This window comes from Sphingobacterium sp. WOUb80 (genome assembly GCF_050058145.1).
Classification (GTDB): Bacteria; Bacteroidota; Bacteroidia; order Sphingobacteriales; family Sphingobacteriaceae; genus Sphingobacterium.
On the sequence record NZ_CP165617.1, the window covers coordinates 2904413 to 2930199 of the forward strand.

Genomic DNA, 25787 nt, shown 5'->3' on the forward strand with positions numbered 1-25787 from the left:
TTTTAACATCCTACACTTTAGGCAAATTATAGCCATTATGATAAACTTTCGCTAAGTAATTGTCCGCATCTTTATCATTGAAACTACGCTTTTGTTTATCCCAGAACAATTTCTTCTTGGTCCGATAAGCTATATTTCCCATCTGTGAGAATATCGCAATATGTGCCCCGGCTTCTATCGGCGCATGTAGACCTTCCACCGATTTCTTTCTAACAGCGTCAACAAAATTAACCATATGCTTGTCTAATCCATTGTCTTGTGAACGTTGAAAAGAGATAGCATCCATTCGTCCTTTCTCGGGAATCACTTCCCAGCCCTCACGATTAACAACCAAGGTACCATTATTACCGATGAATGCAACTCCGTGAGTCTTCTGGTAAGGACCCAGATCTATACCTGTTGCCTGCTCCCATTGAACATTAAATCCATCAAACTCGTATACCGTTGTTAGGCTATCTGGTGTTTCAGCGGCATCGTCAGGATAAGCAAATTTACCCCCAGCAGCCATAACCGAAACAGGATCTGACACTTTCATTCCAATTAGCGCATAATCCAACATATGAACGCCCCAATCGGTCATTAGACCACCCGCATAATCCCAATACCATCTAAAATTGAAGTGAAAACGATTGGGATTAAACGCACGTTTTGGGGCTGGCCCCAACCATTTATCATAATGTACTCCAGCTGGAACAGGAGCGTCTGCCTGAACCGGGATACTCTTCATCCAACCTTGATAAGCCCAAGCCTTAACAAGACGTATCTTCCCTAATTTTCCACTATGAACAAAATCCATCGCATCTCTGAAATGTTGTTGGCTTCGTTGCCACTGCCCTACCTGTACAACACGTTTATGTTTTTTAGCAGCTGCAACCATAATTTCACATTCCCGAATGGAGTTGCCAATCGGTTTTTCGACATATACATCTTTTCCCGCCGCAACAGCATCAACCATTTGCATACAATGCCAATGATCAGGCGTAGCGACAATAACAACATCAACGTCATTTGCTTTCAGAAGATCTTTATAATCGATGTAAGTCTTTACATTAATATTGCGTTTCTTTAATTCCTCAGCGCGATTCTTCAAAACATTTTCATCGACATCACATAATGCCGTACACTGCACACCTGGTACTTTCAAGATAGCGTTCAGATTGGACCAACCCATACCGTTGGTACCGATCAGCCCCACACGGACCGTATCAGCTTGAAAACCGAATACTTTCGTCTGTGCAAAAAGTGCCGATGCTGCCAATAGACTCGTATTTAGGATAAATTCTTTTCTCTTCATTGTTTAGTTTGGTTTATATTGATATTGCATACTCAATACTAGGAAGACGATTATCTTGGGCATCACCCTAGTGAGATCACTAATATAACATTTAGTCTTCAGGATGAAGAATATTAGTCCAAACAAAATGGCTGAAATAAAGGACTTTGAATACCGTAGATAATTTCTATATTTGTTAAAAACTAGCATAAAACCATGGGCCAAAGAACTTGTCTTTCTCCACCAGCAAAATAACATAGCGCAATGTCAAACGAATAATGGCATCCGATCAGGAGCAAATTCGGATGATATAAGAATTAACTATTTATTTAGCTTTTAAATTTTCCTTTATGGGAAGGACATTTTTCTTATGAAAAAATCATATTTAGTACTTCATACCGCAGTACTGCTCGCAGGCTTCACCGGAGTTTTCGGCAAGCTCATTACCCTCAATCAAATACCGCTCGTGTGGTTTCGGGTATTACTTTCAGCACTCATACTATTTGTTGTCCTCAAATTATTCAAGATTGAGCGATTAAAATCGACGAAAGACATACTAAAAATTGCAAGAGGTGGATTATTGATCACCATCCATTGGATATTTTTCTATGGTAGCATCAAGTTTTCCAATATCTCCATTGGCGTAGTATGCTATTGCCTCACCAGCTTCTTCACAGCAGTTCTAGAACCTGTCATCAATAAAAAAAGATTTAGCGCAGCCCAGCTGATGTTAAGCATGCTGACCTTGATCGGTATCAGTTTAATTTTTCATTTTGACAGCTCCTATCAAGTGGGTATTATTTTAGGCGTAATTTCAACAATTTTCGCGGCCTTATATACCATATACAATGAACGATTGGTCAAACACTATGACAGTAAATTGCTCAATTATTATCAGATGCTTAGCGGTACAGTGGTATTGGGGCTAGCTTTACCAATCTTCTATTATCTATTTCCCACCGAACGTTTTATACCAAGCTTTTCTGATGGAATCTATTTAATCTTGCTGGCTCTATTTTGTACAGTTGGCCTTTATGTTCTTTTTGCTGAATCACTCAAAAAGCTATCTGCATTTACGGTCAATTTGAGTTTCAATCTCGAGCCCATCTATTCGATTATCATTGCTTTTTTGTTCTTCAACGAAGGCAAACAGGTCAATGCTTCCTTCTATGTTGGACTCGCTTTTGTACTTGTTTCTGTTCTTCTCCAAACGCTGCGCTCTATCAGAAGAAAAGCTTAATGATTCTATAGGCAAACATCACATTGATTGCCTATAGAAACTCTATTTTAACGTTAAGAAAAGAATCGGCTTTCATAACATTTCTTAGGCTGATGGTGGCTTTGGCAGACTCGCAATATGTTGTCCGGCTTTCATGCCTGAGAAAATACAACCGCCCAAAAATGTGCCTTCCAGTGCCCGATAACCATGCATGCCACCACCACCAAATCCAGCCACCTCACCCACAGCATACAAGCCCTTTATCACCTCTTCATCCTTTGTTAGCACTTGCGAATGGAGATTTGTTTTAAGACCACCTAAGGTTTTACGCGTCAACACATGAAGGCGTACGGCAATGAGTGGCCCATTTTCGGAAGCCAGAATTTTATGAAGGGTTGCCACTCGGCCTAATTTATCACCACGGTAATTTCGTGTATTCCGAATGTAATTGACTTGCGTATCCTTTGAAAACTTATTATCTACTTCCCGGTCACGTGCTTCAATTTGCGATTTAATCGCCTCATAATCCAATAGATCCTCGCCTGTCAGACGATTCATACGAACTACCAAATCCTTTAGATTGTCCGAAACAATAAAATCATGTCCTTTTTCCTTAAAAGCCTCAACAGGTCCGGGTGCATTTTTCCCGAAAATGCGTTTCAAAAATAACGTATAATCCTTATTGGTAATATCTGGATTCTGTTCTGAACCCGAAAGAGCAAACTCCTTTTTGATAATCTTTTGTGTCAGGATAAACCAGGAATAAGAAAAGCCTGTCTCTTGCAGGTGCTTGAGTGTACCCAAAGTATCAAATCCAGGCAAATAAGGAGCGGGAAGTCTGTTGCCGCGGGCATCAAACCACAGCGAAGAGGGCCCAGGCAAGATACGGATGCCGTGGTTAGGCCATATTGGATTCCAATTTTCAATCCCTTCCGTATAATGCCACATGCGATCGCGGTTTATCATATGAGCCCCGACCTCTTCCGCAATTCCGATCATTTTTCCATCGACATAGGCGGGAACACCTGAAATCATTTGTGCTGGCGCTTTCCCCAATCGTTCAGGCCAATTTTCGCGTACCAATTGATGATTTGCACCGATCCCTCCCGAAGCAATGACCACCTGATCTGCATAATATGCAAAATCTGCAAGAACATCTCTGTTTGTTGCAACCCCTCTTGCTTTGTTATCATCTTCCAAAACATCGCCCGCAATTCCGATGACCGCGCCATCTTGCGTTAGCAATTTTGTCACACGATGTCGAAAGCGAAACTGCAGAAGACCTTTTTCCTGTGCAGCATAAGCTTTATCCACAAAAGGTTTTACAACGCCAGTTCCAGTCCCCCAACTGACATGAAACCTAGGAACAGAATTACCATGCCCCGAGGCCGAACCATCACCGCGCTCCGCCCAACCGACCATAAACATCAGCTTAATACCAAGCTTAGCGATGTAGGCAGACTTTTCTTCCGCTGCAAATTTCAGGTAGGCTTCTGCCCATTGTCGCGGCCAATAATCCTCTTCGCGGTCAAACCCGGCAGTTCCCATCCAATCCTGCCATGCCAGTTCAAAAGAATCCTTTATACCCATGCGACGTTGTTGCGGCGAATTGATTAGAAAAAGTCCCCCGAAGGACCAATAGGCCTGCCCCCCTAAATTTTCTTCCGTTTCCTGATCCACAAGAAGCACTTTCTTACCCGCATTGGTGACTTCCATTGCTGTCGTAAGACCTGCTAAACCGGATCCAATAATAATCACATCAGGTTTAAATTGTTCGACTGTTTTCATTGTTATTCTTTTACTGAACAGTAATCCCAATAAAAATGTGATTGCTCACAAGACCAACTGCCTTATATAAATTTACTAGTTTGAGCATTATTGCACAAGAAAAACTTAACGGGAATCCCGTCGTTCTTTCCTTAAAAAACGCCTAATCATATATCATAAAAATAATAGAATAACCCAATTTAAATTATTTTAATAATAAAAATCAGGACTATAACTTTGTGCTATCAATCATTCAAATAATAATAAGCGCCATTTCGAACAGATTTATTTGGTAAAAAAGGTGCATTAACGTAATAAATAATTTTAATAGAAAACATAAAAAATAAAAAAATGGAATACAGAAAATTAGGAAAAACAGATTTAGAATTGTCAGCAATTACCTATGGAGCTTTCGCCATTGGCGGCAACATGTGGGGCGGAAATGAAAAGAAAGATTCTATTGATTCTGTAAAAGCATCGATCGACAATGGTGTCACTACATTAGATACAGCCCCTTTTTATGGATTTGGTTTAAGTGAAGAAATGATCGGTGCGGCAATTCAGGGTTATGATCGGACCAAAATACAGCTATTGACCAAATTTGGTTTGGTATGGGACGGTAGTAACCAAGGAAAAGGTGAATTTTTCTTTGATGCAGAAGAAGCTGGTAAAACTCTTCCAGTTTATAAATATGCGTCAAAAACCAGTGTAATTCATGAAGTAGAGAATAGCCTAAAACGCTTACGCACCGACTATATCGATCTATTACAGATTCACTGGCCGGATAGCACGACCCCGATTTCGGAAACGATGGAAGCCTTGGACCTTCTTTTACAACAAGGTAAGATCCGTGCCGCCGGCGTCAGCAATTATAGTGTCGATCAAGTTTCAGAAGCTCGAAAGGACCTCAATATTGCGAGTAATCAAGTTGGTTACAGTATGTTGAACCGTGGTATCGAACAGGACCTTGTTCCTTATGCAAAGCAAAATGATCTAGGTATCATTGTATATAGCCCTATGGAGCGCGGTTTGTTAACCGGTAAATATTTCAATACAGGCAAATTAAAAGAAAACGACCACCGCAATGGTTATTTCCAACAATTTGATCTGGCCAAGGTAAAAACCTTCTTGGATACCATCAGTCCAATTGCCACGAACAAAGGTGTCACGCTTTCTCAATTGGTATTACGCTGGACCAGTCTACAGCCTGCGATCACTGTGGTTTTGGCAGGTGCCCGAAATGCAGAGCAGGCCATTGCAAATGCGCAAGCCATCGACATCACGCTTACTGCAGAAGAACTATCATTTATCAATCTTGCATTAGCGAAAATCTAACATTCAACAATGAAAAAATTCAATCAGCTGACAGTACTCCTTATGGGCGTACTGTCACTCACAACATTGCAAAGCAATGCGCAAAATAAAACACTGCTCGTCGACCCAACAGATAGTACATGGTATCATGCTACTTATGGTCAGAACGACGAGATCGGAGCTGCCAATTTAATTTTACCAGAATTGGTGCTACAGTCAATAAAGCTCGTTAAAAAGGGAAAAACTGTTCCTCTTGCTGTCCCTGTAAACAAACAGCTCCCAGCTTTCCGCCACCGTAGTTTTAACTTGTATAATATACAACCTGGAGAACAGGCTGGTACAACACTTGGTCCCAATAAATTCACTTTCAACGACGAATTGGTAAATGCCTGGACAGGTGTCGGCACTCAATTGAACGGTATTGGACATATCGGAATCAACAATATCTACTACAATGGCAACAAAGCACAGGATTTCGTTACAGTAGAAGGCGTTAAAAAACTTGGAATAGAAAAAGTTCCACCATTGGTAACCCGTGCTGTTGTCTTGGATATGACAACCTATTATGGAAAAAATATCGTTCCCGGTGGTACGGAATTTACCGTCAAAGACATTCAATCGGTATTAAAAAAACAAGGGATCACGATCAAAAAAGGTGACATTGTCCTATTCAACACAGGCTGGTTAGCATTGATCGGTAACAACAACCAACAGTTCCTGGAAACTGAGCCCGGTATCGGTATGGATGCAGCAAAATGGCTGGCAGATCAAGGTATAGTTGCTTTTGGTGGAGACACATGGGCATCCGAAGTATATCCAAATCCAAATACCAACGAGGAATTTCCAATCAATCAGTTTCTATTGGCAAAACGTGGCATATACAATCTTGAATTAATCGATACACGCCCCTTGGTCAAAGAAAAGGTCTGGGAATTTCTATTCGTTCTTGGACAGCCACTATATGTAGGATCCACACAGGTTAATGTCAATCCAGTGGCGATCTACTAATTGCTTTTAAGTAAGCCTATTTGAAAGGCCAAATCAGACCCGCCGTCCAAATAGGCTTTCCTTTATCCCCACTTCATCTATACCTACTTCATTGCTAAAGAACTAAAGTTTGCTAGCAACTGTAAAATATTATTGCCTTATTGTCGAAAAGTTATCGATAATCTTCATCAGAACCAAGGCTTCCTCAATCGGAGATGGATTTGGCCCGATGCCGCTGAAATAATCTACCGTACGCGAAATCATCGGCAATTGAATATTTTCAGGATGATCAAATCTGAATTCCTGCTCGCCATCTCTTGTTTTGACAACAACTGAATTTCCAAAAACAGAAAAAGTAATATGCCCAAGGCTTCCTACAATTTCAACCATATCTACTTGGTTTTCTTTGGCAACATTAAAACACCAACTTCCATTGAAGACAAGCTGATTTTCAAACAAAATGGTCCCTGTGGTCAGATCAGCTACAGCACTTTCTTTATCCTGAATCAAGCTAAAACCATCGTATGAAACCGGCATCCCAAAAAAATAGAGCATCAAATCCAATTGATGTGGGGCTAAATCAAAGAAATAACCTCCTCCCGAAACAGCAGGATCAGTACGCCAATCTCCACCACCTTTGGTCACTAGGTCGGGGGTTCTGCTTTGCCATAAACGCAGTTGCACCGTCCTTAGCTGACCGATTTCACCATTTCCAACAAGCTCCTTAACCTTCAGAAACAAAGGCAATTGCCGCCTATAATGTGCAACTACCAACTTCCCGTCTCTTTCTTTTATTTCCTGCAATAATGTTTCTGCTTCTATCGCATTTAACGTAACGGGCTTTTCAACATAAACAGATTTCCCTTTACGCAGAGCAGATAGTGCATACGCGAGATGAGAGGAAGGTGGCGTTGCTACATAAATCGCATTGAGATCGATATTATCGAGCAAATCGTCAGCGTCTGAATACCACAAGGGTACTTGATGTCGACTAGCATAATCAGCAGCTTTCGCCGCATCTCTTCGCATTACAGCCATTAGCTGACTATTATTTATGCGATTAAACGCTGGTCCGCTTTTTTTTTCTGTGACATCACCACAGCCGATGATACCCCATACAATTTTAGGATTATCCATAAGTATATTTAAATTATTGCTAAAATTCTGATCAATAATCCCGATATCTGGCCAGAATTATAGTACACACATCGAAGTACCGGTCTGATTTCTTAGGGCTTTTCACGCCCCAAAAATCGGTTTTTACCCAAAAGAAAACCGATTGCCCTTTCGATGTTTTTTCTTCGACTATCCGCAGTTTTTAAGGAAGAAATATAGCGGATGATTTCCTTTTGCTTTGATGGAGACAATCCATCAAACACCGCTAGTGCATCCTTATTTAGTGCAAATGCTGCTTCGAGTTCTGGGTGAGGCAAAATAGCCCGGTCTTCCGGATCAAAAGTGATTGTTATCGCTAAAGTCTCACCGATACGTTTCGGCGAGTTCGACAATATAACCGTGTTTATGTAAAGCCTCCACTCCCCCTTAAATCGCAGCAACGTCTGAATATAATCCTTCTCATTAACTTTTCCTTTCACAGGAATATATCCTTTGTTCGTTCCTGCATCCTTAAATAGGTTTTCCAGAATATCCGCAGGAACAAAAACAAAAGGGTTGATACCGATAATTTCCAATTGTGCTTCAAAGGCAAACATTAAACGATCAATTAGGTGATTAATTATGCTTCAAAATAGAATCAATAAGCGTCAATTCATCCGCCGTGAAGTCCAACCTGTCCAAGGCCTTGAGTGAATCAACCAGTTGTTCACTATTTCTCGCTCCTACCAAAACGGAGCTCACGCGCTCGTCTTTCAATAACCATGCAATTGCCATTTGAGCCAATGTTTGACCTCTATGTATCGCAAGATTATTCAACCGGTCGATCTTCTCCATCAATTCAGCAGTGATCGTGTCACTTTTCAAAAAATGCTCTTTCGAAGCACGTGAATCTGCCGGAATTCCGCCTAAATATTTGTTGGTTAGCAATCCTTGAGCCAAAGGAGAGAAAGCGATCGCTCCGATTCCTTCTGCCTTCAGGACGTCCAAAAGTCCCTCCTCAGGTGTCCGCACCAGCATCGAATACTTAGGCTGATGAATAAGGCATGGTGTCCCCATGGCACGCAATAACGCAGCAGCTGTCTTAGCAAGATCAGGAGGATAATTGGACAAACCTACATAGCAGGCCTTTCCTTGAAGAACAATATCTCGCAATGCTGCCATCGTCTCTTCCAACGGTGTATTCGGATCCGGTCGATGATGGTAAAATATATCCACATAATCGAGCTTCATCCGTTTTAAGCTCTGATGTAAACTGGCCATCAAATATTTACGACTTCCCCAATCACCATACGGACCCGGCCACATGGTATACCCCGCTTTAGTGGAAATTAAAAGTTCATCACGATAGCCCACAAAATCGGCACGTAATATCTGCCCAAAGTTCTCTTCTGCACTTCCCGGGGGAGGACCATAATTATTGGCAAGGTCAAAATGGGTGATCCCACGATCAAAAGCGGTCAGCAAGGTTTTACGGAATACAGCTTGAATATCGGTTTCACCAAAATTTTGCCAAAGCCCCAATGATATGGCTGGCAAGAAAATACCACTCTTCCCACAGCGTCTGTAGGGCATATTCTGATATCGGTTTGGATTGAATGTCACGTTATAAAGTTTATACCTGCAAAATACAAAACTATTTCCAACAGTCCAGCGTATTTCCCGCTTTCATTTTCTTTCGTAAACCTCTTTTAAACATCATATCATTTAACAGCAGGTCATGTTTTTAACACCTTGTCGATTGACTACAAGTCATGATAACCTTAGCAAAACAGGCTTCGATGAATAATTGTTTTTGCATAGCAACGTATTTATATTGCATATAAAAAGCAATTTATCTAAGTTTGATCTTATCCAAAAGTAAAGGGATTAATTAGACATAACATGATTGGCAGATTTTTCAGAAAGTTCTATTTACATATTGTCATCTGGACGATATTGCTGCTTTTACCCTTTATTACGTATCTATACCAGCCGGATAAAATCGCGGATTTCAAACCCTATTCGGCATTATCGCATTTAGTAAATATTGTGTTCCTAGCTACTCATTTTTACTTGCATTGCTACGTTGTTGCGCCCACCTATTTTTTTGGTCGTAGAAAGATCTTTGTACTATTAATGGCACTTGGATTCGCCACCTATGTAGCACTGAATTACAGTATAGTCTATTTTAATCCAGATGGAGAGCTCGCTCATTTGACCAAGGAAAATATTCTTTTCGTACGCTTGGTCATCGGCCCAGGCATTATATATTCTCTCTGTATGATCACATCTTCGATGATCTTCCTCTACGATGAGCAAGCCCGACAAAAGGAGCTCAACAAACAGATTGCGCTTGAGAAAACAACGGCAGAACTAACGATGTTAAAACTTCAGATCAGCCCACATTTCTTATTCAATACACTCAATAATATCCGTTGGCTCATTCGTAAACAATCACCAGATTCCGAAGACACTATTGTTAAGTTATCCGAAATGCTACGCTATATACTTTACGAAGTAGACGGTCCCAAAGTCGAGCTTTTTAAAGAGATCGACCATATGCGCAATTTTATCGCCTTACAGACCCTTCGCCTTCCTATTCAAGGAAATGTATCACTAGATATCGAAGACAAGCTCAAAAACAGAATGATCCCCCCATTACTCTTCATCCATTTTGTTGAAAATGCATTTAAGTACGGTGTGGACAGCAAAACTGCACCACAGATACAGTTTCAGTTTCAGGAAACTCAAGGTGGCATTATCTTTATATCCCGCAATAAAATCTTACAACATACAGAACCGCGTCCAAACGAGGGTATAGGACTGACCAATGTACGCAGACGATTACAATTATTATATCCAAATCGACATGACCTCAGGATCAGAAAAACCGATGCTGGAGATTTCGAAGTAACCCTAAAATTGATGACCGATGAAGATTAAATGTATACTAATAGATGATGAACCCTTCGCGCTCAACATTTTAGAAGACGACTTATTGAATTTTGAACAAATCGAAGTCGCCCGTAAATTTAATGCGACGGCCGAAGCTGAAGAATATTTAAAAGATCACACTATCGATCTGATTTTTCTGGATATTGAAATGCCCGATCAATTGGGCACACAGTTTATTCGCGAACTCGCTCCCCGCCCCTTAGTTATCTTCACCACGGCCTATCACCAATATGCTGTTGAAGGTTTCGAGCTAAATGCTATAGATTATCTGCTTAAACCCATTTCAAAAGAACGACTTGCAGCCGCAGTCCGAAAAGTGGAAGAAGGTATGCTACTCCGGGCAAAACAGCTACACGAACAGGACCATATTATCGTTAATGTAGAATACAAAAAGACGAAAATTTTTCTCCATGAAATCAGTTACATCGAAGGCTTGAAAGACTATGTAAAAATATACCTGGTAGACCGTGAATCACCGCTCCTTACGCGTAGCAACCTCAGGGGAATGGAAAAAATATTACCTACAGTAGACTTCCTACGCATACACAATTCCTTTATTGTCAATAAAAATCGTATTGAGCAGGTCGCACAAAGCAAACTTACCTTACCCGAAACCGCACTTCCTATAGGTAAAAAATATATCAAAAATATTGAACAGTTTATCTAATGCCATCGCAGCAAATTGAATCGATACAATTATCCGTTCGTCTACACATTCTTCGCTTCGGTCTACAGATGATTGCATAGCTAAAAAATCCTTTTCAAATTTGCGTACTATCGAACAGCCTAATCCGCGTAGCCGATAGAATAGCAAAGAAAAAATGAAAAAATTTATAGCAATAGCGCTAATGGCAACTGCGGTTGCTTCTGTACACGCTCAAGCCCCCGCAGGCGGTCGTCCCGCTTTCGCCATGTCCGAAGGTCAGCTCTCTGGCCAAATTGTGGACAACAACGGGAAACCTATCGCACAAGCTTCCGTGAATTTATTGAAGGTTATCAAGGATCAAGCTACAGGTAAAGAAAGGGAAATTCTTGTAAAAAGTACTAGCTCTTCAGAAAATGGAAAATTCAATTTTGCAGCCATTTCACCAAAAGAAAAATGGAAGCTAAAAATTAGCTCTGTAGGCTATGCACCGATCGATCTAGCTGTAGACTATAGCGATAGCAAAACAACAACCAAAGATCTCGGCGCAATTAAACTGGAAAATGACAACCGTAAGCTCGAAGAAGTCACCGTGACTGGCCGTAAGGCACTACTGGAAATGGACATCGACAAAAAAGTATTCAACGTTGAGAAAAATATCGTTGCAGCCGGTGGTACGGCAATCGATGTACTCCGAAATATGCCTTCTGTTCAAGTAGATATCGACGGCAACGTAAAACTGAGAAATGCAGCGCCAACAATTTTTGTCGACGGAAAACCGACCACTCTTACACCGGATCAAATTCCGGCTGATGTCATTGATAAAATCGAGATCATCACAAATCCATCTGCCAAATATGACGCTTCGGGAAGTATGGCCGGTATCCTTAACATTATCCTGAAAAAAAATAAGAAAGCTGGATACAATGGTATGGTCACCTTGGGTGGGGACCGCTTTGGCGGAACCAACTTTATGGGTAGTTTAAATCTGCGTCAAAATAAATTCAACATTTCACTGACGGGAATGAATATGCGCATGCGGACCAACACCGAGGGCGACAGCCACCGTACCAGTACAATTAATGGCATAGAATCAACAGTAGATCAAGATATTGAAGGTAAAACAAAAGGTATGATTACCTTTGGCCGGCTCGGCGTAGATTACGACTTAAGTCCCAAAACAACGCTATCTGTAGCCGGAGTATTGGTTCAAGGTAAATTTAAGCCGAATGAGAACTCGTCGATCTTAACCAAGTCCGGAGGGAGCGAATCGTTTAGTGATCGGATTTCCGAATCTGAAAGGAGCTTTAAACCACGCGGATTGCAAGCCGGTCTTGTCCAAAAATTCAAGACTGAAGGTGAGGAATTATCTGTCGATTTTAATTATTTTGGCGGTACCAACACATCCAATGGGCTATATACCACCAATTACCTCAATGCAAGCAGCGAAATCAGCGGAACTCAGATCCAAAAAAACATCGGCTCCGGTGATAATAAATTCATGACTGTGCAGGCAGATTATGTCAAACCATTCAAAAATGGCATGAAACTCGAAACCGGTGTTCGTGCACAGATCAATAAGCTCAAAAATCTCAACAATAATTCCTTAAAAGCAGTGGACAAAGAGGATTTTGAAAATATCACCGCAGCTTCAGCCAACTATAACAATAAAAACAGCGTCTATGCAGCCTATGCATCACTTGGAGGGAATTTCAAAGACTGGGTATCCTATAAAGTTGGGCTGCGCGCAGAAAGCTCCACGTACGACGGAGAACTATTAAATACAAACGAAAAGTTTCACAATAAGTATCCCCTTAGCTTATTTCCTTCTTTGTTCTTAAGCAAAAAGCTGACCGAAAAAGACCAAATACAGATGAGCGTAACCCGTCGTGTCAACCGTCCGAACTTCTTTCAGCTCATCCCATTTGTTGATTACACGGATAGCTTGAATATTACACGCGGTAACCCTGATCTTGTTCCTGAATTCACCACTTCGGGCGAACTTTCCTACAGTCGTACACATGGAAAAGGTACATTTTTGGCAACGGTATACTATAAATCTACAAATAACCTAATTACACGTTACCTGACACAAGAACTTAATCCGGTGACGAACAAAATGGATTTCATCAACACCTATATCAATGCCAATTCCAGCAAAAATTATGGAGCCGAATTCACTTATACCAATAATCTCAAAAAATGGTGGGATCTGACAGCAGACCTCAACTTCTACAATTCTAAAATTGAAGTGGATGAGAAAACACCATCGGAAGGTATGTGGACGGTATTTGGAAAATTGAACAATACATTCAACTTACAGAAAAACTGGAATTTACAGCTAGCGTTTGAATATCAGGGAAAAACAAATATGCCAGTTACACAGGGTCAAACATTCGGCCCACCAATGAACCAGGCGCAAAGCTCTTCACAAGGCTATATCAAACCATTCTATGGTATCGATTTTGCCATCAAGAAAAGCTTCTTGAAAAATCAGGCTGCCTCAGCAACATTGGCCATCAACGATATCTTCAGAACACGTGGCAATACCATTGTTTCATCGGGTGAAGGATTCTCCCAAACCTATTATCGACTTTCTAACCCACAGTTGATCAAATTGAATCTTTCCTACCGTTTTGGGAAAATGGATATGAATATGTTTAAGAAAAACAAAAATCAGAATTCAATGGAAGGTATACAAATGCAATAATAGTTGTGAGTCTTATCAACAAAAAGCGGGTGTTTCTTGTTTGAAACACCCGCTTTTCGTTGAATGGAAAATAACATCAGCCCACCTGGCTGGTTATCGTGTATTTTTCAATAATCGGAACTATCTCCAATAAATCGTTGATCACATAATCCGGATTTGCTGATGTGAGCTGAGCCACATTATGTGCACCGGTTGTGATACCGATACTCAAACCACAGCCTGCTTGCTGCCCCTCTTGTATATCGATAATAGAGTCTCCAATCTTTACAACAGCAGCCGGATCGGCAATTTCAAATTTTTGCATCGCTAGTTCAATCATATCTGGATAGGGTCTGTTTCGAGGCACATCAGATGCTGTAATTAATGCATCTACATCCTTCCCTACTTTCCAGTTAAGCTTTTCTAAAAGCGACTCCGCAGTTTTTCGGTCATATCCCGTATTCAACACACGTAAAATATCACGGTCTTTCAATGCAGCAAAAAGCTCCTCCGCATTTCCATTAGGATAAATTTCCTCCACTTCATAAGCATGCTCCAGCTCCGCTAAAAACAAAGTAAACATGCGTTGTGCCAATTCATCATCAACAAGATTCAGGCTATTTTTAAGCACTGTTTTGATCGCTTGCAACTTTTCCTTACCTGCGCCATGTGCCAATACTTCCGTTAACGTAAGTTCATAACTTCCTATCGTATTTATCGCATTTCTAAGTGTCTTATAGACAATATTATTTTCGTTCACTGTCGTACCTGCCATGTCAAATACGACCATCTTGATTGCTTCTTTCATTTTATTAAACCTAAAAGTTTAGCAAAAATAAAAAATTGTTAAATAAAACTAAACAACTCCATATTAATTTAATGCTATCTTTTGGTTAAGAAACCTGATTTAATGAATCACAAAATAATAGGTCCAAGCGATAAGCAAGATTTGAAAAGGAATACGAAACCATAGATAACTTGGACCTGGTCCATCGAACGTAGCTGTCTCATAATTTATATGTTTTAAGCTTGCACGGATATTTGTAGGCAATATCAACAGAAAAAAAACGAACAAAAGTATCCCGGTCATACGGCTTACCTGTGGAACAAATAGCCCAATAGCTGCAAAGGCTTCCAACAATCCGGTTGCATAGATCATATCCTTTTTAAATGGAATAAATTCCGGCAGCATCAGCGTCATTCCCTTCGTATACAATAGATGCCCCAATGATGTAAACAGTAGCATAACGGCCAGTGCTATTTTACCGGAAAGACAATAATCCAATGTGCCCTTCAGCAACAGCGTACTTACATTAGAGATAACAAAGACGACGATCAATACAAAGAGTGGTTTCATGTTTTTATTTCAAAATTAGGTCCCTCTCCTTCTTTTATCAATGAACAATTGTTAATAAATTTCCTTCCGGATCCGACTTAACGACTGCGGTCTGATACCGATATAAGAAGCCAGATATTTTAAGGGAATATTCCGAATCAGTTCAGGTTGCTCCTGCATCAAATTGATATACCTGGTTTTTGCCGAATCTTCAAGTAGCGTTAGTTCTCGTTTCATTTTTTTCAGAAAAATGTCCTCAACAGCTTTCCGACCAATTAGATTCCCAACCGTTGTTGTTTGATATACCGCATGGAGATCCTCAAACGATATCCGCCATAAAATACAATCTGTTATTGCCTCGAGATGATAGGATGAGGGCTGCTGCGTCAAAAAAGAATCGTACCCACTTACAAAAGAGTTTTCGAAAGCAAATCCAAAAGTAAAATCATAGTCCAGTTTTGGGATATTGAAACGTACAATTCCTTTCTCGATAAAAGATAGGTACTGCTCCGTTTTTCCAATTTCCAAAATCAGTGATTTTTTTGGAAACTCCATCTTAACAAGCTTAGCGGAAAATACTTCCCAGTCCGTATCATTCATGACAACGAGCGATTCAAAATATTGTTTGATCTTGTCCATGATTCTTATTTTTTAGGAGCAAGATAAAAACTTCTGTTCAAATACATCGTAATGATTATTTACTATTTAATCGATTATTTATTTCAATAAACATACGACCTATTTTAACAAAAAATATTAACTTAAATACTATAAACTTTAATCATGCATATTCTTAACGAAAACGGCCCAGAACGGTGGCCTGCTTTTAGAAAATTAGGTTTTCGATTTTCCTTTATTTTCATTTTGTCGTTTATTCTTGTTTTTAATAACGGTACTTATCCGTTATATGGATATATCAGCCCCCCTCTTACCCATTTTATGCAAAGGTTGACTCCCTGGTTTGCAGAAAATATATTAGGTTATTCTTACGACCACAGCATCTTTATCAACGGAAGTGGAGATACCTCCTACGCCTGGGTATCCTTATTCATCCTATTCCTGCTGGCATTAGTTGGGGCGGCTTTATGGTCCATATTGGATCGAAGAAGAGCCAGCTACATAATCCTTTTCTATTGGTTAACCACAGCAATACGTTATTATCTTGCTTTTATGCTCATTAACTATGGCCTGTACAAAGTCTTCTATATGCAAATGCAGCCGCCGAGGTTAACACAACTTCTCCAGCCATTAGGCGAGTATTCTCCTATGGGCCTCGCATGGACCTATATCGGTTATTCTCAAGGCTACAATATACTTATTGGTTCAGTAGAAATATTATCGGGCTTATTGCTTTTCAGAAAGACGGTGATTGCTGGTGCACTTATTACGGTTGCGACCAGTATCAATATTATGGCTGTCAATTATTTTTACGATGTTCCTGTTAAAATGGTCTCCACAGCACTCCTGCTACTTTCCATATTTCTACTGCTTCCCTACTTAAAAGCATTGTTCGCAATTTTTATTTCAGGAAAACCTGTACAGTTACTCCCTATCCAACAACCCCTATTCAACAAAAGCTGGAAAAGAAAAAGTTTGTTTATCGCCAAATTGGCCGTGTTACTGCTCTTTATGGTGCAACAGGGCATAGGCATATTAAGTACAAAAAAAATGATAGCTGAGTACCTAACGAAGTCACCACTATATGGAATCTACCGTATTGAACAATCGGGAACACAACGCAAATCAATCCCCGAAAATTGGCGACTTATTGTTTTCGAAATTAATAACAACAAGGTATTCATACGCAACACAGACTATAACCCACAAAGGGAGAGCGTTGTTATTGATACAGCTGGGAAGAAAATTACCCTAAACAATTATCAATTTGATTATCAGATCAACCCTGACGGAAATATTCTTCTGACAAAAACCTTTGATGACCATACAGCGCAAATTAAACTTATTAAACAAGACGTGCAAGCCTTTGAATTAATGCAGCGCAAGTTCCATTGGGTACAGGAATATCCCTATAATCGTTAAATAAGAATCGTAAAAACTAAATAAAACAAATCATGCACTTAACACCTCCGCAGACCAAAATAACTATATTGAATGCTGCAAACATAACAACATGCGACGACGAGGTAGAGCATCTCGGTTTTTTATATCGAATGCGGAATATCAGGGTACACACCTGCCATATGCTCAAAAGCAAAGAGGTGGTGACCCTTATCTTAATACATTCGAAAGGTGGTAGCCGTCAGATTGATCAGGAGGAACATGATACGATGGGTTATCAAATTCATCTAATGTTCCCCGGACAGTCAGCTTCTTTCTATTTTTTCAAAGAAACCTCTGCTTATCATATTAGAATTCCCAGCCAAAATTTTGAAAAATTATGTTATACGCTTTCAATCAACATAAAATTCCTTAAAGATTATCCGATACTTCAGATCGAGCCATATGAATTTGAAACGCTCCGCTATGAATTCGATAAGATCCGTGTAGAACTCTATCGTTGTCAGCCACTATTATCAATCATTTTATCACGTTTGCAAACTAGCTTAATAGAGATCAACCGCTCCTTAACCAAACACATCGATAATTTAGCACCATATGCGTATCCACCTATGCTGAATAGCTTTCTCGAATTGATTGAGCTACGTTACAAACAAGAACACAGCATTAGCTATTATGCATCTGCCTTAAATGTCACTTCAAATTATCTTTGCAAGCTAACGCGTCAATATATGCAAGTTAAGCCGCTCGAACTAGTTCACAATCGCCTACTAAAGGAGGCTCAGCATCTGCTGTGTTCGAGCTACAGCCCTATCAAATCTACGATTATTGAATTAGGTTTTACGGATTTCTCTACCTTCTCTCATTTCTTCAAACAACGAACAAATATGTCTCCATCAACATATCAACAGAAACATTTTTCGCATAAAAAATCATAGAATGGCTCCTACGTGCTATACGTGGAGCCATCTCGATTCTAGGAAAATCTTCTTAGCGCCTATTTTTTCTTCAACGTGATATTATCCAAAAAGGCTTTTTCCTTCCCTATATTGGTAAATCCTATCCGAACAATTTTTTTATTCGGGTTAATCTCCTTACCGGTAAGAAAATCTATTTCATGTTTTCCGCCCTTTTTAGCTTGATCAGGTATTAATGTCTTTAAGTTAGACAATTTCCCAGTTACAACAGCGACATCATCCACTTCTGCCTGGACTTTGTCACCTTTGCTCCAATAGACAAGCTTAAAGTCTTGCTCAGGATTCAAATAAACATATTGCTCTATTTTCTGTCCCGGTTCCAGTACGACCGCTTTACTGCCCTTTTCTCCGCCTCCTTCTTCGATGACCGCTGCTCCTTCCCAAGGTGCAAGGCCAGACTTACCCTCAAAATCTGGATTAGGCAATTCATTCCCATCTTTTAAAGGCCAGTTGTACGCCCGAATATAATCGACCTCCATATTGACCCCGCCTTCAGAACCATAGGCTCCAAGAAATACGTTCAAAAAGTGGTTGGGTGAGTAAATCTGATTTTTATTCGTATATTCTTTGATGAGGTCTCCATTGATATAATGCTTAATACTTGTAGGTGTCCACAATACCCCATGTGTTACCCATTGTCCTACATGTTCATACCCTTCCGCAATATGTGTAGCAAGATTACGTTGAAATACCCCTTTTGAGTCAACGTTTCCATGAATCACAAACTGGGCAGTAATGTACTCGAAAACGTCGATTTCAAAAAGCTGTCCCTTGGGGCGAATGCCTTTAATTCCGTCGACTTCGGATCCTTCTTGAAGATAATAACGAATATCTGGCCCCGGTGAATCAAACCAAAAAGCAGTATTTGTTCCTTTTGGAGTACCCTGGCGGTTACGTCTTACCTTCACTTCAAAGTAGCCCCCTTTGCTGTTGTCCAATAGATTTTCATTGGACTTCCAATCGTAAGTTTGGATGGATGAAATCTTTTGGTTGCCACCTTCTGTAAAGATCCGCGAGGGAATGGTATCATTGACATACAGATTGATCGCTGATCCATTTAACGTATACGCAGGTTGTGGCAAACGATCATGTAACATTTCATCCTTGGATTTTGCATTTAGATAGTTCAAGGACGAGAAATAGTTGGTCGTCCATTTATTCCGGTTAAGTAATTGATCGTTAAACTCATCCTGCCAATAGACTTCCATACCAACCGGAACCGCTCTTGAACTTGGATTCTTTTGCTCTTCATCTAATTCAGTATCATCCAGCTGCCACCTCTTGCTCGTATACACCTTTCCCTTTGCCAAGGATTTTCCTGTGGCAGATTCTACCCAGATATAATAGGTCGTTTCAGGATCTACCTGTTGAATATAATAACGTTTGGTTCCATCAGCCAATACCGCATTAGCGGTCTGTGGTTTCTTATTCGTTTTTGCCCAAAAGACTTTTGCCCCGGACATATTCGATTGCTTATCGTTCATGTCCACACGGATCCAACTCCGGGTACCTAATAGCTGTAATGGCGCATTTGATCTTGTCATTTGAGCCGATAGCCCTAGTACTGACAATACTTGAATACCTGCAAGAAATAGATATTTTTTCACAATTTTCTTATTTTATAAACGGACAAGCTATAGCCGATCTACGTACGAACAGACTATAACCTTACGATAATAACGAGAATTATCAGCATTGACAACTCTGATCAAAACGCAACCGTTTGTTCAATTTAGCGATTCCAACAAATCGCGGATCAATAACGGTTTATCCATCCTTCCGGCCGATAAAACAGTTAAATTATGTATATTGCTTTAAGCGGTTTGGTTTGACAATTCCGTCAGATACATCGTCTAATTTTTAATACAGTATGGATACAGTAGATAATTTTAATCAGCCTGCAGATCTTGCACAGCATTGGGTTGATGCCTGGAACCAACACGATCTAGATGCAATTATGCAACACTATAGTGAAGACATTGACTTTCGCTCCCCCATTATTCAGAAAATGGGTGTGAATGCGGCGGGAAATATAAAAAACAAAGAAGAATTAAAAGCTTATTTTAAAAGCGCACTGGAAAAATATCCAGAACTTCATTTTGAGCTTTACCACATACTTACGGGCGTAAACTCCATGGTACTTTTCTATAAAAGCGTCAACGACTCGCTTTCCGCGGAATATATGGAATTAGATGTACATGGAAAAATATGCAAAGTTTCAGCACACTATAAGGGACTATAGTGAAAAATCTCCACAGGACGACGACTTGTGGAGATTTTTCGGTTAATTTAACGTGATGCTGATTGCTTGCCGGTTCAAAATTGGTTTCTGGATTACAGGACCATCTTGCTGTTTCACGATAAGAAACTCTTGTTTACCTTTCCGAGATATTTCAATATCAAATACACGATCAAAGGCTCTTACACGTCTAAGCCGCATATATTTCCATTCCTTCGGTAGACTGGGACTTATGCTGAACTTTCGAAAACCCGTGGGTACAATATGAAATAATCCTTCTGTTATGACCCGGCAATACAAGGCACTTTCGGCACTTAAATGCCTTTGTCCACCTTCAGGCCAAGCCTCAACCGGATAGGGTACATGATCGCCCAAAAGACGCATCGAAGAGTAATACTTAAAATAAGGCAGCGCCCTTTCGGTTGCTCCCGTCATAAAAAATCCCTTAAAGGCATATAAGGTTGCCCGATCCCAAAATACCTTATCTCCAGATTGTGTGAGGATACCGTTGTTTGTCCAGAGATATTTTGATAATAAGGCCTCAATTGTTCCAGCACTCCGCTCGGTGATCCCCATGGTCATAGGCAAACATATCCAAGCCCTTAAGATGGTATTACCATCGTAATAACGGTAGGTGGAGTAGCCTTGCACATCAGCACCAAAATAACGCACAATCGAATGACGGAGTTCTTCAGCCCGCCTTCTGTATTGTTGAGAAAGATCTGCCTTCCCCAATTCATCAGCAAGGTCCGCCGCGCTCTGATAAGCACCATACGCAATACTGTTCGTCGACAGATTAATTTTACCCGCCGGTGCTCTCCCCTCCAGTTCATCACTATCCGATCGATAAACTCCTTCACTTGTCTTCTGCCGCTCCAAATACTCAAAACACCAGTGGATCAATGGCCATAATTCGACAGCAATATCTTTCTTTCCCAATGCCAACGCATACCGCGATGCTCCATAGGCAATCATAGCCATGTCCCCTCTATCTTTAGCACCATTCCAATAACTATCGCCCTCTGCCACTATTGAGCTCGGAATTGGTTTATAATCCGAATTCATAAAACGGGCAAAATGACGAAAGGAGTTTATGGCACTTTCATTACCGTTACGATTGCCCAAGAAAGGAAAGAAAGGATTGGCATATTCAGCCTGATCATTTGCCCAAATAGCGGCGTAGTAGCTTAAACCTCCAGGACCGTGCATCAATCCGCCCTTCGTATCATAAATACTTTCAGTTGCACGAATCTTAGCAAAAGCAAATGCTGTATTGATCGTATCATTGGGTGTTTCCAGCATTAGATCGTCGGCTAAACTTTTCACGAAATCCTCTCTTTTCTGCAATTCATAAGATGGAGAATACTGATAAGCAGGCGTTGCTATTTTCTTTCCCTCATACACAATATCAAACAGGTAACTTTGCTTTGGTTCGAGATTTGGCACGAGGGTATCACGTAACAAGGCCTGTACAACATACGGCCCATATACACTTTTCGTCGGCTCAGACTGGAATTTCGAATACTTGTTCATCAGATCAATTCGCAGGGGCTTATTCCCTGTATTCACCAACTTAACGCGTTCAATCAAAACAGGTTTATCGACGGATGGAAATAACGTCCGCTGGATTTCCAGTGGTGAATTCGTTGTTGAATAAACAGCTAATTTTCCATCAAGCACAAATCGTAGAGGATACTCATCGACCGCTACGCCATCTACTTTTATCAATAAAGACTTATTATCCTGAAAGGGTACAGTCAGACTTGCATGTGTATTGTTGGGAATTGTTCGTAACATCGGAAATACAACCTTCTTGTCCAATAACAGACGACCGTCGCGAACACCATAGTAAACGACAGCAGCCGATTGTAGACCTGCCATTTCAATATGATCTTCGTGACTCTCCCCCGGCTTAACCTTCCATTCAATCCTATTCCCCTTCAATAAAGTCCATTTTTTTGAATTTTGGGCTACCGTCGAATTGCTCCACAGTAGTAAGCCAATGGCAACGATGCCCCAATAATATAATTTAATTTTCATGATTTATCTATAATTGCGTAGCTACCGTATATTGCTTATCTCGGTCAATTTTCACCTCGATATAGCTGTAAGTAAAACCATTTTTCTGACCAATATGACTTTTCTTCTTGATGCCATTACAGTAAAGATAAGGGTGACTTCCCGGAAAACCAGCTTGCCAGTACTGTATAGATTCTCCCCCACTGTACGACAGGGTAGTCGCTGATAGGTCATGTTGCGCTACCGCATACATTGCCCCACCAATTTTTACATTCGATACTGTGACCCGACCAATTTCCTGAGGAAGGTGGGAGCAAGTTTCTAAAGAAATACCTTTTTCACCAGGGTTAATCCCCATCATATCCTGCACAACGTTGCTTATCAGCACAAAAGAAACTTCGGGGTAATCACCATTGGTACCAGTCAATGTAGCCATGGCATGCACCGTATTAATTTTTGATATAATATATTTCAGCCATTTCCAACCTCGCTCGTTCTGTCCATATTTGAAAAACAATTCGGGAACATAAGTGATGGCTTCAATGTTTTCGGGCAGCCCTTCTTTGGACCCCAATTGTGCATCGATATAATCCAAATAATTCAGATGCCTATTTGATCGCTGGTCCGTAATTTCTTTTAAGGGTAGAAACCAGGAATTTTCTTTCCCCCACCCGGACACGGGGAGATTATTCTTATCGTAGCCCCGGTTATACAGTTCCTTGTTGCCTTTTATGCCCCATACGGTGTTGAAATATTTCCACAAGGTCTGGGCTTTTTTAGTGTAGTTCCTAGCCTGGCTTTTGTTGCCACTCCATGCGGAGAGTTTGGCGAAGGCCAAATAGGCTTGGTACTGACTTCCAATACCGTCACCGGCTTCAATTAAGGTTTGGTCACGGTGTTCATTGTAGGTAGCCGTGCCTTTGAAAATATTACCCGAACCTTCGCTTTCGGCCACGCCATTTGGCGTTTTAACATCATGCAATGCTACAAAATCACTTACCGCTTTTGTGTTGAATAACAATAAAGCCGGATCATTAAGATACCGTTGATCTTTGGTCCAGTCATAGAGCTGCGCATTCTTTTCAACCAACTCAAACACTGCCGGTATCTCACGGACAAAGTCATCGTCATTTCTGTAGTCCAACGTATAAGGGCTCCCATCAAAATTGATCGCCCACAAAGGAAACCACTTTCGTTCCTTTGTGGCACTTGCCGCGAAGGAACGAAGCATCGTAAAATTCTCTTCTTCCAAGCCCAACAGATGTGCTCCCACCGCTTGATGACAAAAATCACGCGAATAGAAAGCAGTTCGCAAAGGATATCCGGCCCAATAGGCTGGTTGATACAAAGCGCTGTCTGCGGATTGATTTTTCTTGTAAACATTGACTGGCCCTCGCGTTCCCGTAACAACAAAAGATCGCGCTTTTTGCTTAGCCCAGTCGAAGACTTCCTGGAGTTCCTTTTGGTCCGTATCGATTGAAATATCTTGCTTCTGCGCAAACACACTGACAGAAAGCACAGTCTGTACCGCAAATAATAAAAAGGTTTTCATAAGGATTGGCAATTTAATAAACCAAGGATCTGCATTGGACAGACCCTTGGAGGTTGGTTGATTAGTCGTAACTTGGATTCTGTTTCAACAATGCATTTCGTTGAATCTCACTGCGTGGAATTGGAAGTAGGTAATGCTGAGGAAAGAACTTCCGTTCCTGGAGCACCTCAATTTTATAACTTTTCTTCTTCGTCTGGTCGTCCCGCACAATGGTAATTTTTCGCGCCGGTTTGTTTTCAGTCTGTTCAGCGATCTTCCAACGTCTTACATCAAAAAAACGATGATCTTCAAAGGCTAGTTCTACGCGTCGTTCCTGCTGTATTTTTCCCAAAAGCGCGGCACCTGTACTCGTAATTGCCGGAAGTACGCCTGCCTTCCCCCCACGTGCACGTTCTCTAATCTTATTGATGTACGTGCGAGCCACTTCTTCATTGCCCAATTGATACTGAGTTTCCGCATAATTTAGATAGATCTCGCCCAGACGCATATAAATCCACGGTTGCGCACTTTTATCATTCCATGGATTACGCAAACTTTCATCCATAAACTTACGAATCGTATAATGAGTCTTCGAAGCATTCCAATCATCGATACCGAATTCGCTATCCTTACCACTATTCGCCCGGTTTCCTGTTGAGGATACATAAAACTCAATCTCTCTACCCCTAAACTGCTGACCATCACAAACAATAGAAGCATAGAATCTAGGCTCACGATTTTCCCAAGGTTTACCATCCGCATAGGCCTGTGCAGAAGGCATAGAACCATCTTCCATTTCATAGGCATCGACCATGTCCTGAAGCACACAGGTTCTTGACCAACCTGTAAAACCATTCGGAGAATCGGTCCAGTCAAAAGAATGTCCAAATTCAGTGTTGAACTGCTTCATGAAGATGATCTCTTTACTCTTGTTGCTCGTAAAAAGCTGTTTGTAATTTGCATCAAGCTGGTATTGATTGAGGTCCAGCACAGCCTTTGCCGCGTCAGCAGCTTTTTGCCATTTCGCCTTATCATTGGATGGATTCCAATATGGACTTGCGGCATACAAGGTTACCCTTGACTTCAGTGCCAATGCTGCACCTTTCGTTGCCCTACCAAAATCCTTTCCTTCATAACTAAGGGGAAGCAACCCAGCCGCTTTATCCAATTCTTTCACAATAAAGTCTATACATTCATCGTAAGAATTACGTGGCACCATCATATCGCTGTTTAGATCGAAAGTTTTTGTGATCAATGGAACACCACCAAAACGCGAGACAAGATCCGCATAAAAGAACGCGCGAAGAAAGATCATCTCACCATTCAACCGATCAACTTGCCCCTTGTCGGCTTTCAACTTATCAATATTATCAAAGAAAATATTGCAGTTCTTAATCGCTTCATAATAAGCATTCCATGTGGAATAGTCTCCGAACTGATCTGCAGTCACTTCGCCACGGTTGTATAAATAAGGATTTCCGGAATTGAAATTGTGATAGGCCTCGTCCGAAACATATCTTAAACCAAGATTTCCAAAACCATCCCATATTTCAGTATAACGTTTATTTACATAGGTTTCGGTCAATTTTAGATCCGAGAATATAGCATCTCCAGTAAAGGAATCCAACGGTTTAACATCCAAATAATTTGAACAGGATGTCAAACAGCTTGCAAAAAAGATCGTTATATATAATTTTATCTTTGTATTCATCTGTCAATAAATT

The 25787-nt window shown here is 40.7% G+C and carries 21 protein-coding genes; 9 read left to right on the forward strand and 12 right to left on the reverse strand.

What is annotated here, in order from left to right:
• Positions 1-10: 10 nt before the first annotated feature.
• Complete coding sequence (locus AB1Z56_RS12380; protein WP_309363090.1) at positions 11-1294, reverse strand: Gfo/Idh/MocA family protein; 1284 nt, start codon at positions 1292-1294, stop codon at positions 11-13.
• A gap of 349 nt (positions 1295-1643) precedes the next feature.
• Here AB1Z56_RS12380 and AB1Z56_RS12385 point away from each other — a divergent pair, with 349 nt between their 5' ends.
• The gene (locus AB1Z56_RS12385; RefSeq protein WP_426792167.1) at positions 1644-2513 is read left to right on the forward strand and encodes a DMT family transporter; all 870 of its coding nucleotides are present in this window, start codon (positions 1644-1646) and stop codon (positions 2511-2513) included.
• 84 nt (positions 2514-2597) lie between these two features.
• Here AB1Z56_RS12385 and AB1Z56_RS12390 read toward each other — a convergent pair whose 3' ends face one another.
• Positions 2598-4280, reverse strand: a complete 1683-nt coding sequence (locus AB1Z56_RS12390; RefSeq protein WP_426792168.1) for an FAD-binding dehydrogenase — start codon at positions 4278-4280, stop codon at positions 2598-2600.
• Between the two features lie 330 nt (positions 4281-4610).
• Here AB1Z56_RS12390 and AB1Z56_RS12395 point away from each other — a divergent pair, with 330 nt between their 5' ends.
• Both AB1Z56_RS12395 and AB1Z56_RS12400 read left to right on the forward strand, forming a co-directional pair.
• Entirely contained in the window at positions 4611-5594 is a 984-nt protein-coding gene (locus tag AB1Z56_RS12395) for an aldo/keto reductase (RefSeq protein ID WP_426792169.1), read from the forward strand.
• Between the two features lie 9 nt (positions 5595-5603).
• Complete coding sequence (locus AB1Z56_RS12400; protein ID WP_426792170.1) at positions 5604-6581, forward strand: cyclase family protein; 978 nt, start codon at positions 5604-5606, stop codon at positions 6579-6581.
• Positions 6582-6710: 129 nt separating this feature from the next.
• Here the strand turns inward: AB1Z56_RS12400 and AB1Z56_RS12405 are convergent, their stop codons facing one another.
• From AB1Z56_RS12405 to AB1Z56_RS12415, 3 genes are all read right to left on the reverse strand, one after another.
• A complete protein-coding gene (locus AB1Z56_RS12405) occupies positions 6711-7697 on the reverse strand; it encodes a Gfo/Idh/MocA family protein (RefSeq protein ID WP_426792171.1) in 987 nt (328 codons plus the stop codon).
• 92 nt (positions 7698-7789) lie between these two features.
• Positions 7790-8272 (reverse strand): YdeI/OmpD-associated family protein, encoded by a 483-nt coding sequence (locus AB1Z56_RS12410; RefSeq protein WP_426792172.1) that lies wholly within the window; start codon positions 8270-8272, stop codon positions 7790-7792.
• Between the two features lie 19 nt (positions 8273-8291).
• Positions 8292-9248 carry an aldo/keto reductase gene (locus AB1Z56_RS12415; protein WP_426792390.1) on the reverse strand — a complete coding sequence of 319 codons (957 nt, stop codon included), beginning with the start codon at positions 9246-9248 and terminating at the stop codon, positions 8292-8294.
• Positions 9249-9557: 309 nt separating this feature from the next.
• Between AB1Z56_RS12415 and AB1Z56_RS12420 the strand changes: the two genes are divergently transcribed.
• The 3 genes from AB1Z56_RS12420 to AB1Z56_RS12430 all read left to right on the forward strand — a co-directional run bounded on the left by AB1Z56_RS12420 (position 9558) and on the right by AB1Z56_RS12430 (position 13963).
• Entirely contained in the window at positions 9558-10598 is a 1041-nt protein-coding gene (locus AB1Z56_RS12420; RefSeq protein WP_426792173.1) for a sensor histidine kinase, read from the forward strand.
• Positions 10588-11277: a LytR/AlgR family response regulator transcription factor gene (locus AB1Z56_RS12425; protein WP_309363074.1), complete on the forward strand. Its 690-nt coding sequence runs from the start codon at positions 10588-10590 to the stop codon at positions 11275-11277. The genes AB1Z56_RS12420 and AB1Z56_RS12425 overlap by 11 nt, the downstream gene beginning before the upstream one ends.
• Before the next feature lie 154 nt (positions 11278-11431).
• Positions 11432-13963 carry a TonB-dependent receptor domain-containing protein gene (locus tag AB1Z56_RS12430; RefSeq protein WP_426792174.1) on the forward strand — a complete coding sequence of 844 codons (2532 nt, stop codon included), beginning with the start codon at positions 11432-11434 and terminating at the stop codon, positions 13961-13963.
• 76 nt (positions 13964-14039) lie between these two features.
• Here AB1Z56_RS12430 and AB1Z56_RS12435 read toward each other — a convergent pair whose 3' ends face one another.
• From AB1Z56_RS12435 to AB1Z56_RS12445, 3 genes are all read right to left on the reverse strand, one after another.
• Entirely contained in the window at positions 14040-14750 is a 711-nt protein-coding gene (locus tag AB1Z56_RS12435) for an HAD family hydrolase (protein WP_309363068.1), read from the reverse strand.
• A gap of 99 nt (positions 14751-14849) precedes the next feature.
• Positions 14850-15299: a DoxX family protein gene (locus AB1Z56_RS12440; protein WP_426792175.1), complete on the reverse strand. Its 450-nt coding sequence runs from the start codon at positions 15297-15299 to the stop codon at positions 14850-14852.
• A gap of 51 nt (positions 15300-15350) precedes the next feature.
• A complete protein-coding gene (locus AB1Z56_RS12445) occupies positions 15351-15917 on the reverse strand; it encodes a Crp/Fnr family transcriptional regulator (protein WP_309363064.1) in 567 nt (188 codons plus the stop codon).
• Between the two features lie 300 nt (positions 15918-16217).
• On the opposite strand from AB1Z56_RS12445, the gene AB1Z56_RS12450 reads away from it, so the two are divergent.
• Positions 16218-17318 (forward strand): hypothetical protein, encoded by a 1101-nt coding sequence (locus AB1Z56_RS12450; protein ID WP_426792176.1) that lies wholly within the window; start codon positions 16218-16220, stop codon positions 17316-17318.
• A gap of 32 nt (positions 17319-17350) precedes the next feature.
• The gene (locus AB1Z56_RS12455; protein ID WP_426792177.1) at positions 17351-18235 is read left to right on the forward strand and encodes a helix-turn-helix domain-containing protein; all 885 of its coding nucleotides are present in this window, start codon (positions 17351-17353) and stop codon (positions 18233-18235) included.
• A 59-nt stretch (positions 18236-18294) separates the two neighbouring features.
• Here AB1Z56_RS12455 and AB1Z56_RS12460 read toward each other — a convergent pair whose 3' ends face one another.
• A complete protein-coding gene (locus tag AB1Z56_RS12460; RefSeq protein WP_426792178.1) occupies positions 18295-19881 on the reverse strand; it encodes a family 16 glycosylhydrolase in 1587 nt (528 codons plus the stop codon).
• Between the two features lie 263 nt (positions 19882-20144).
• Between AB1Z56_RS12460 and AB1Z56_RS12465 the strand changes: the two genes are divergently transcribed.
• A complete protein-coding gene (locus tag AB1Z56_RS12465; RefSeq protein ID WP_426792179.1) occupies positions 20145-20516 on the forward strand; it encodes a nuclear transport factor 2 family protein in 372 nt (123 codons plus the stop codon).
• A 42-nt stretch (positions 20517-20558) separates the two neighbouring features.
• Here AB1Z56_RS12465 and AB1Z56_RS12470 read toward each other — a convergent pair whose 3' ends face one another.
• The 3 genes from AB1Z56_RS12470 to AB1Z56_RS12480 form a co-directional block, all read right to left on the reverse strand.
• Positions 20559-22553: a hypothetical protein gene (locus tag AB1Z56_RS12470; RefSeq protein WP_426792180.1), complete on the reverse strand. Its 1995-nt coding sequence runs from the start codon at positions 22551-22553 to the stop codon at positions 20559-20561.
• A gap of 7 nt (positions 22554-22560) precedes the next feature.
• Positions 22561-24084, reverse strand: a complete 1524-nt coding sequence (locus AB1Z56_RS12475) for a hypothetical protein (protein ID WP_426792181.1) — start codon at positions 24082-24084, stop codon at positions 22561-22563.
• Positions 24085-24145: 61 nt separating this feature from the next.
• On the reverse strand, positions 24146-25774 hold the full coding sequence (locus AB1Z56_RS12480; protein ID WP_426792182.1) for a RagB/SusD family nutrient uptake outer membrane protein: 1629 nt from the start codon (positions 25772-25774) through the stop codon (positions 24146-24148).
• Positions 25775-25787 lie beyond the last annotated feature (13 nt).

What these genes read in the sequence shown, in the direction of transcription:
- AB1Z56_RS12380 (WP_309363090.1), bottom strand. Translation starts at nt 1,294, where the DNA reads ATGAAGAGAAAAGAATTTATCCTAAATACGAGTCTATTGGCAGCATCG.
- AB1Z56_RS12385 (WP_426792167.1), top strand. Translation starts at nt 1,644, where the DNA reads ATGAAAAAATCATATTTAGTACTTCATACCGCAGTACTGCTCGCAGGC.
- AB1Z56_RS12390 (WP_426792168.1), bottom strand. Translation starts at nt 4,280, where the DNA reads ATGAAAACAGTCGAACAATTTAAACCTGATGTGATTATTATTGGATCC.
- AB1Z56_RS12395 (WP_426792169.1), top strand. Translation starts at nt 4,611, where the DNA reads ATGGAATACAGAAAATTAGGAAAAACAGATTTAGAATTGTCAGCAATT.
- AB1Z56_RS12400 (WP_426792170.1), top strand. Translation starts at nt 5,604, where the DNA reads ATGAAAAAATTCAATCAGCTGACAGTACTCCTTATGGGCGTACTGTCA.
- AB1Z56_RS12405 (WP_426792171.1), bottom strand. Translation starts at nt 7,697, where the DNA reads ATGGATAATCCTAAAATTGTATGGGGTATCATCGGCTGTGGTGATGTC.
- AB1Z56_RS12410 (WP_426792172.1), bottom strand. Translation starts at nt 8,272, where the DNA reads ATGTTTGCCTTTGAAGCACAATTGGAAATTATCGGTATCAACCCTTTT.
- AB1Z56_RS12415 (WP_426792390.1), bottom strand. Translation starts at nt 9,248, where the DNA reads ATGCCCTACAGACGCTGTGGGAAGAGTGGTATTTTCTTGCCAGCCATA.
- AB1Z56_RS12420 (WP_426792173.1), top strand. Translation starts at nt 9,558, where the DNA reads ATGATTGGCAGATTTTTCAGAAAGTTCTATTTACATATTGTCATCTGG.
- AB1Z56_RS12425 (WP_309363074.1), top strand. Translation starts at nt 10,588, where the DNA reads ATGAAGATTAAATGTATACTAATAGATGATGAACCCTTCGCGCTCAAC.
- AB1Z56_RS12430 (WP_426792174.1), top strand. Translation starts at nt 11,432, where the DNA reads ATGAAAAAATTTATAGCAATAGCGCTAATGGCAACTGCGGTTGCTTCT.
- AB1Z56_RS12435 (WP_309363068.1), bottom strand. Translation starts at nt 14,750, where the DNA reads ATGAAAGAAGCAATCAAGATGGTCGTATTTGACATGGCAGGTACGACA.
- AB1Z56_RS12440 (WP_426792175.1), bottom strand. Translation starts at nt 15,299, where the DNA reads ATGAAACCACTCTTTGTATTGATCGTCGTCTTTGTTATCTCTAATGTA.
- AB1Z56_RS12445 (WP_309363064.1), bottom strand. Translation starts at nt 15,917, where the DNA reads ATGGACAAGATCAAACAATATTTTGAATCGCTCGTTGTCATGAATGAT.
- AB1Z56_RS12450 (WP_426792176.1), top strand. Translation starts at nt 16,218, where the DNA reads ATGCAAAGGTTGACTCCCTGGTTTGCAGAAAATATATTAGGTTATTCT.
- AB1Z56_RS12455 (WP_426792177.1), top strand. Translation starts at nt 17,351, where the DNA reads ATGCACTTAACACCTCCGCAGACCAAAATAACTATATTGAATGCTGCA.
- AB1Z56_RS12465 (WP_426792179.1), top strand. Translation starts at nt 20,145, where the DNA reads ATGGATACAGTAGATAATTTTAATCAGCCTGCAGATCTTGCACAGCAT.
- AB1Z56_RS12470 (WP_426792180.1), bottom strand. Translation starts at nt 22,553, where the DNA reads ATGAAAATTAAATTATATTATTGGGGCATCGTTGCCATTGGCTTACTA.
- AB1Z56_RS12475 (WP_426792181.1), bottom strand. Translation starts at nt 24,084, where the DNA reads ATGAAAACCTTTTTATTATTTGCGGTACAGACTGTGCTTTCTGTCAGT.
- AB1Z56_RS12480 (WP_426792182.1), bottom strand. Translation starts at nt 25,774, where the DNA reads ATGAATACAAAGATAAAATTATATATAACGATCTTTTTTGCAAGCTGT.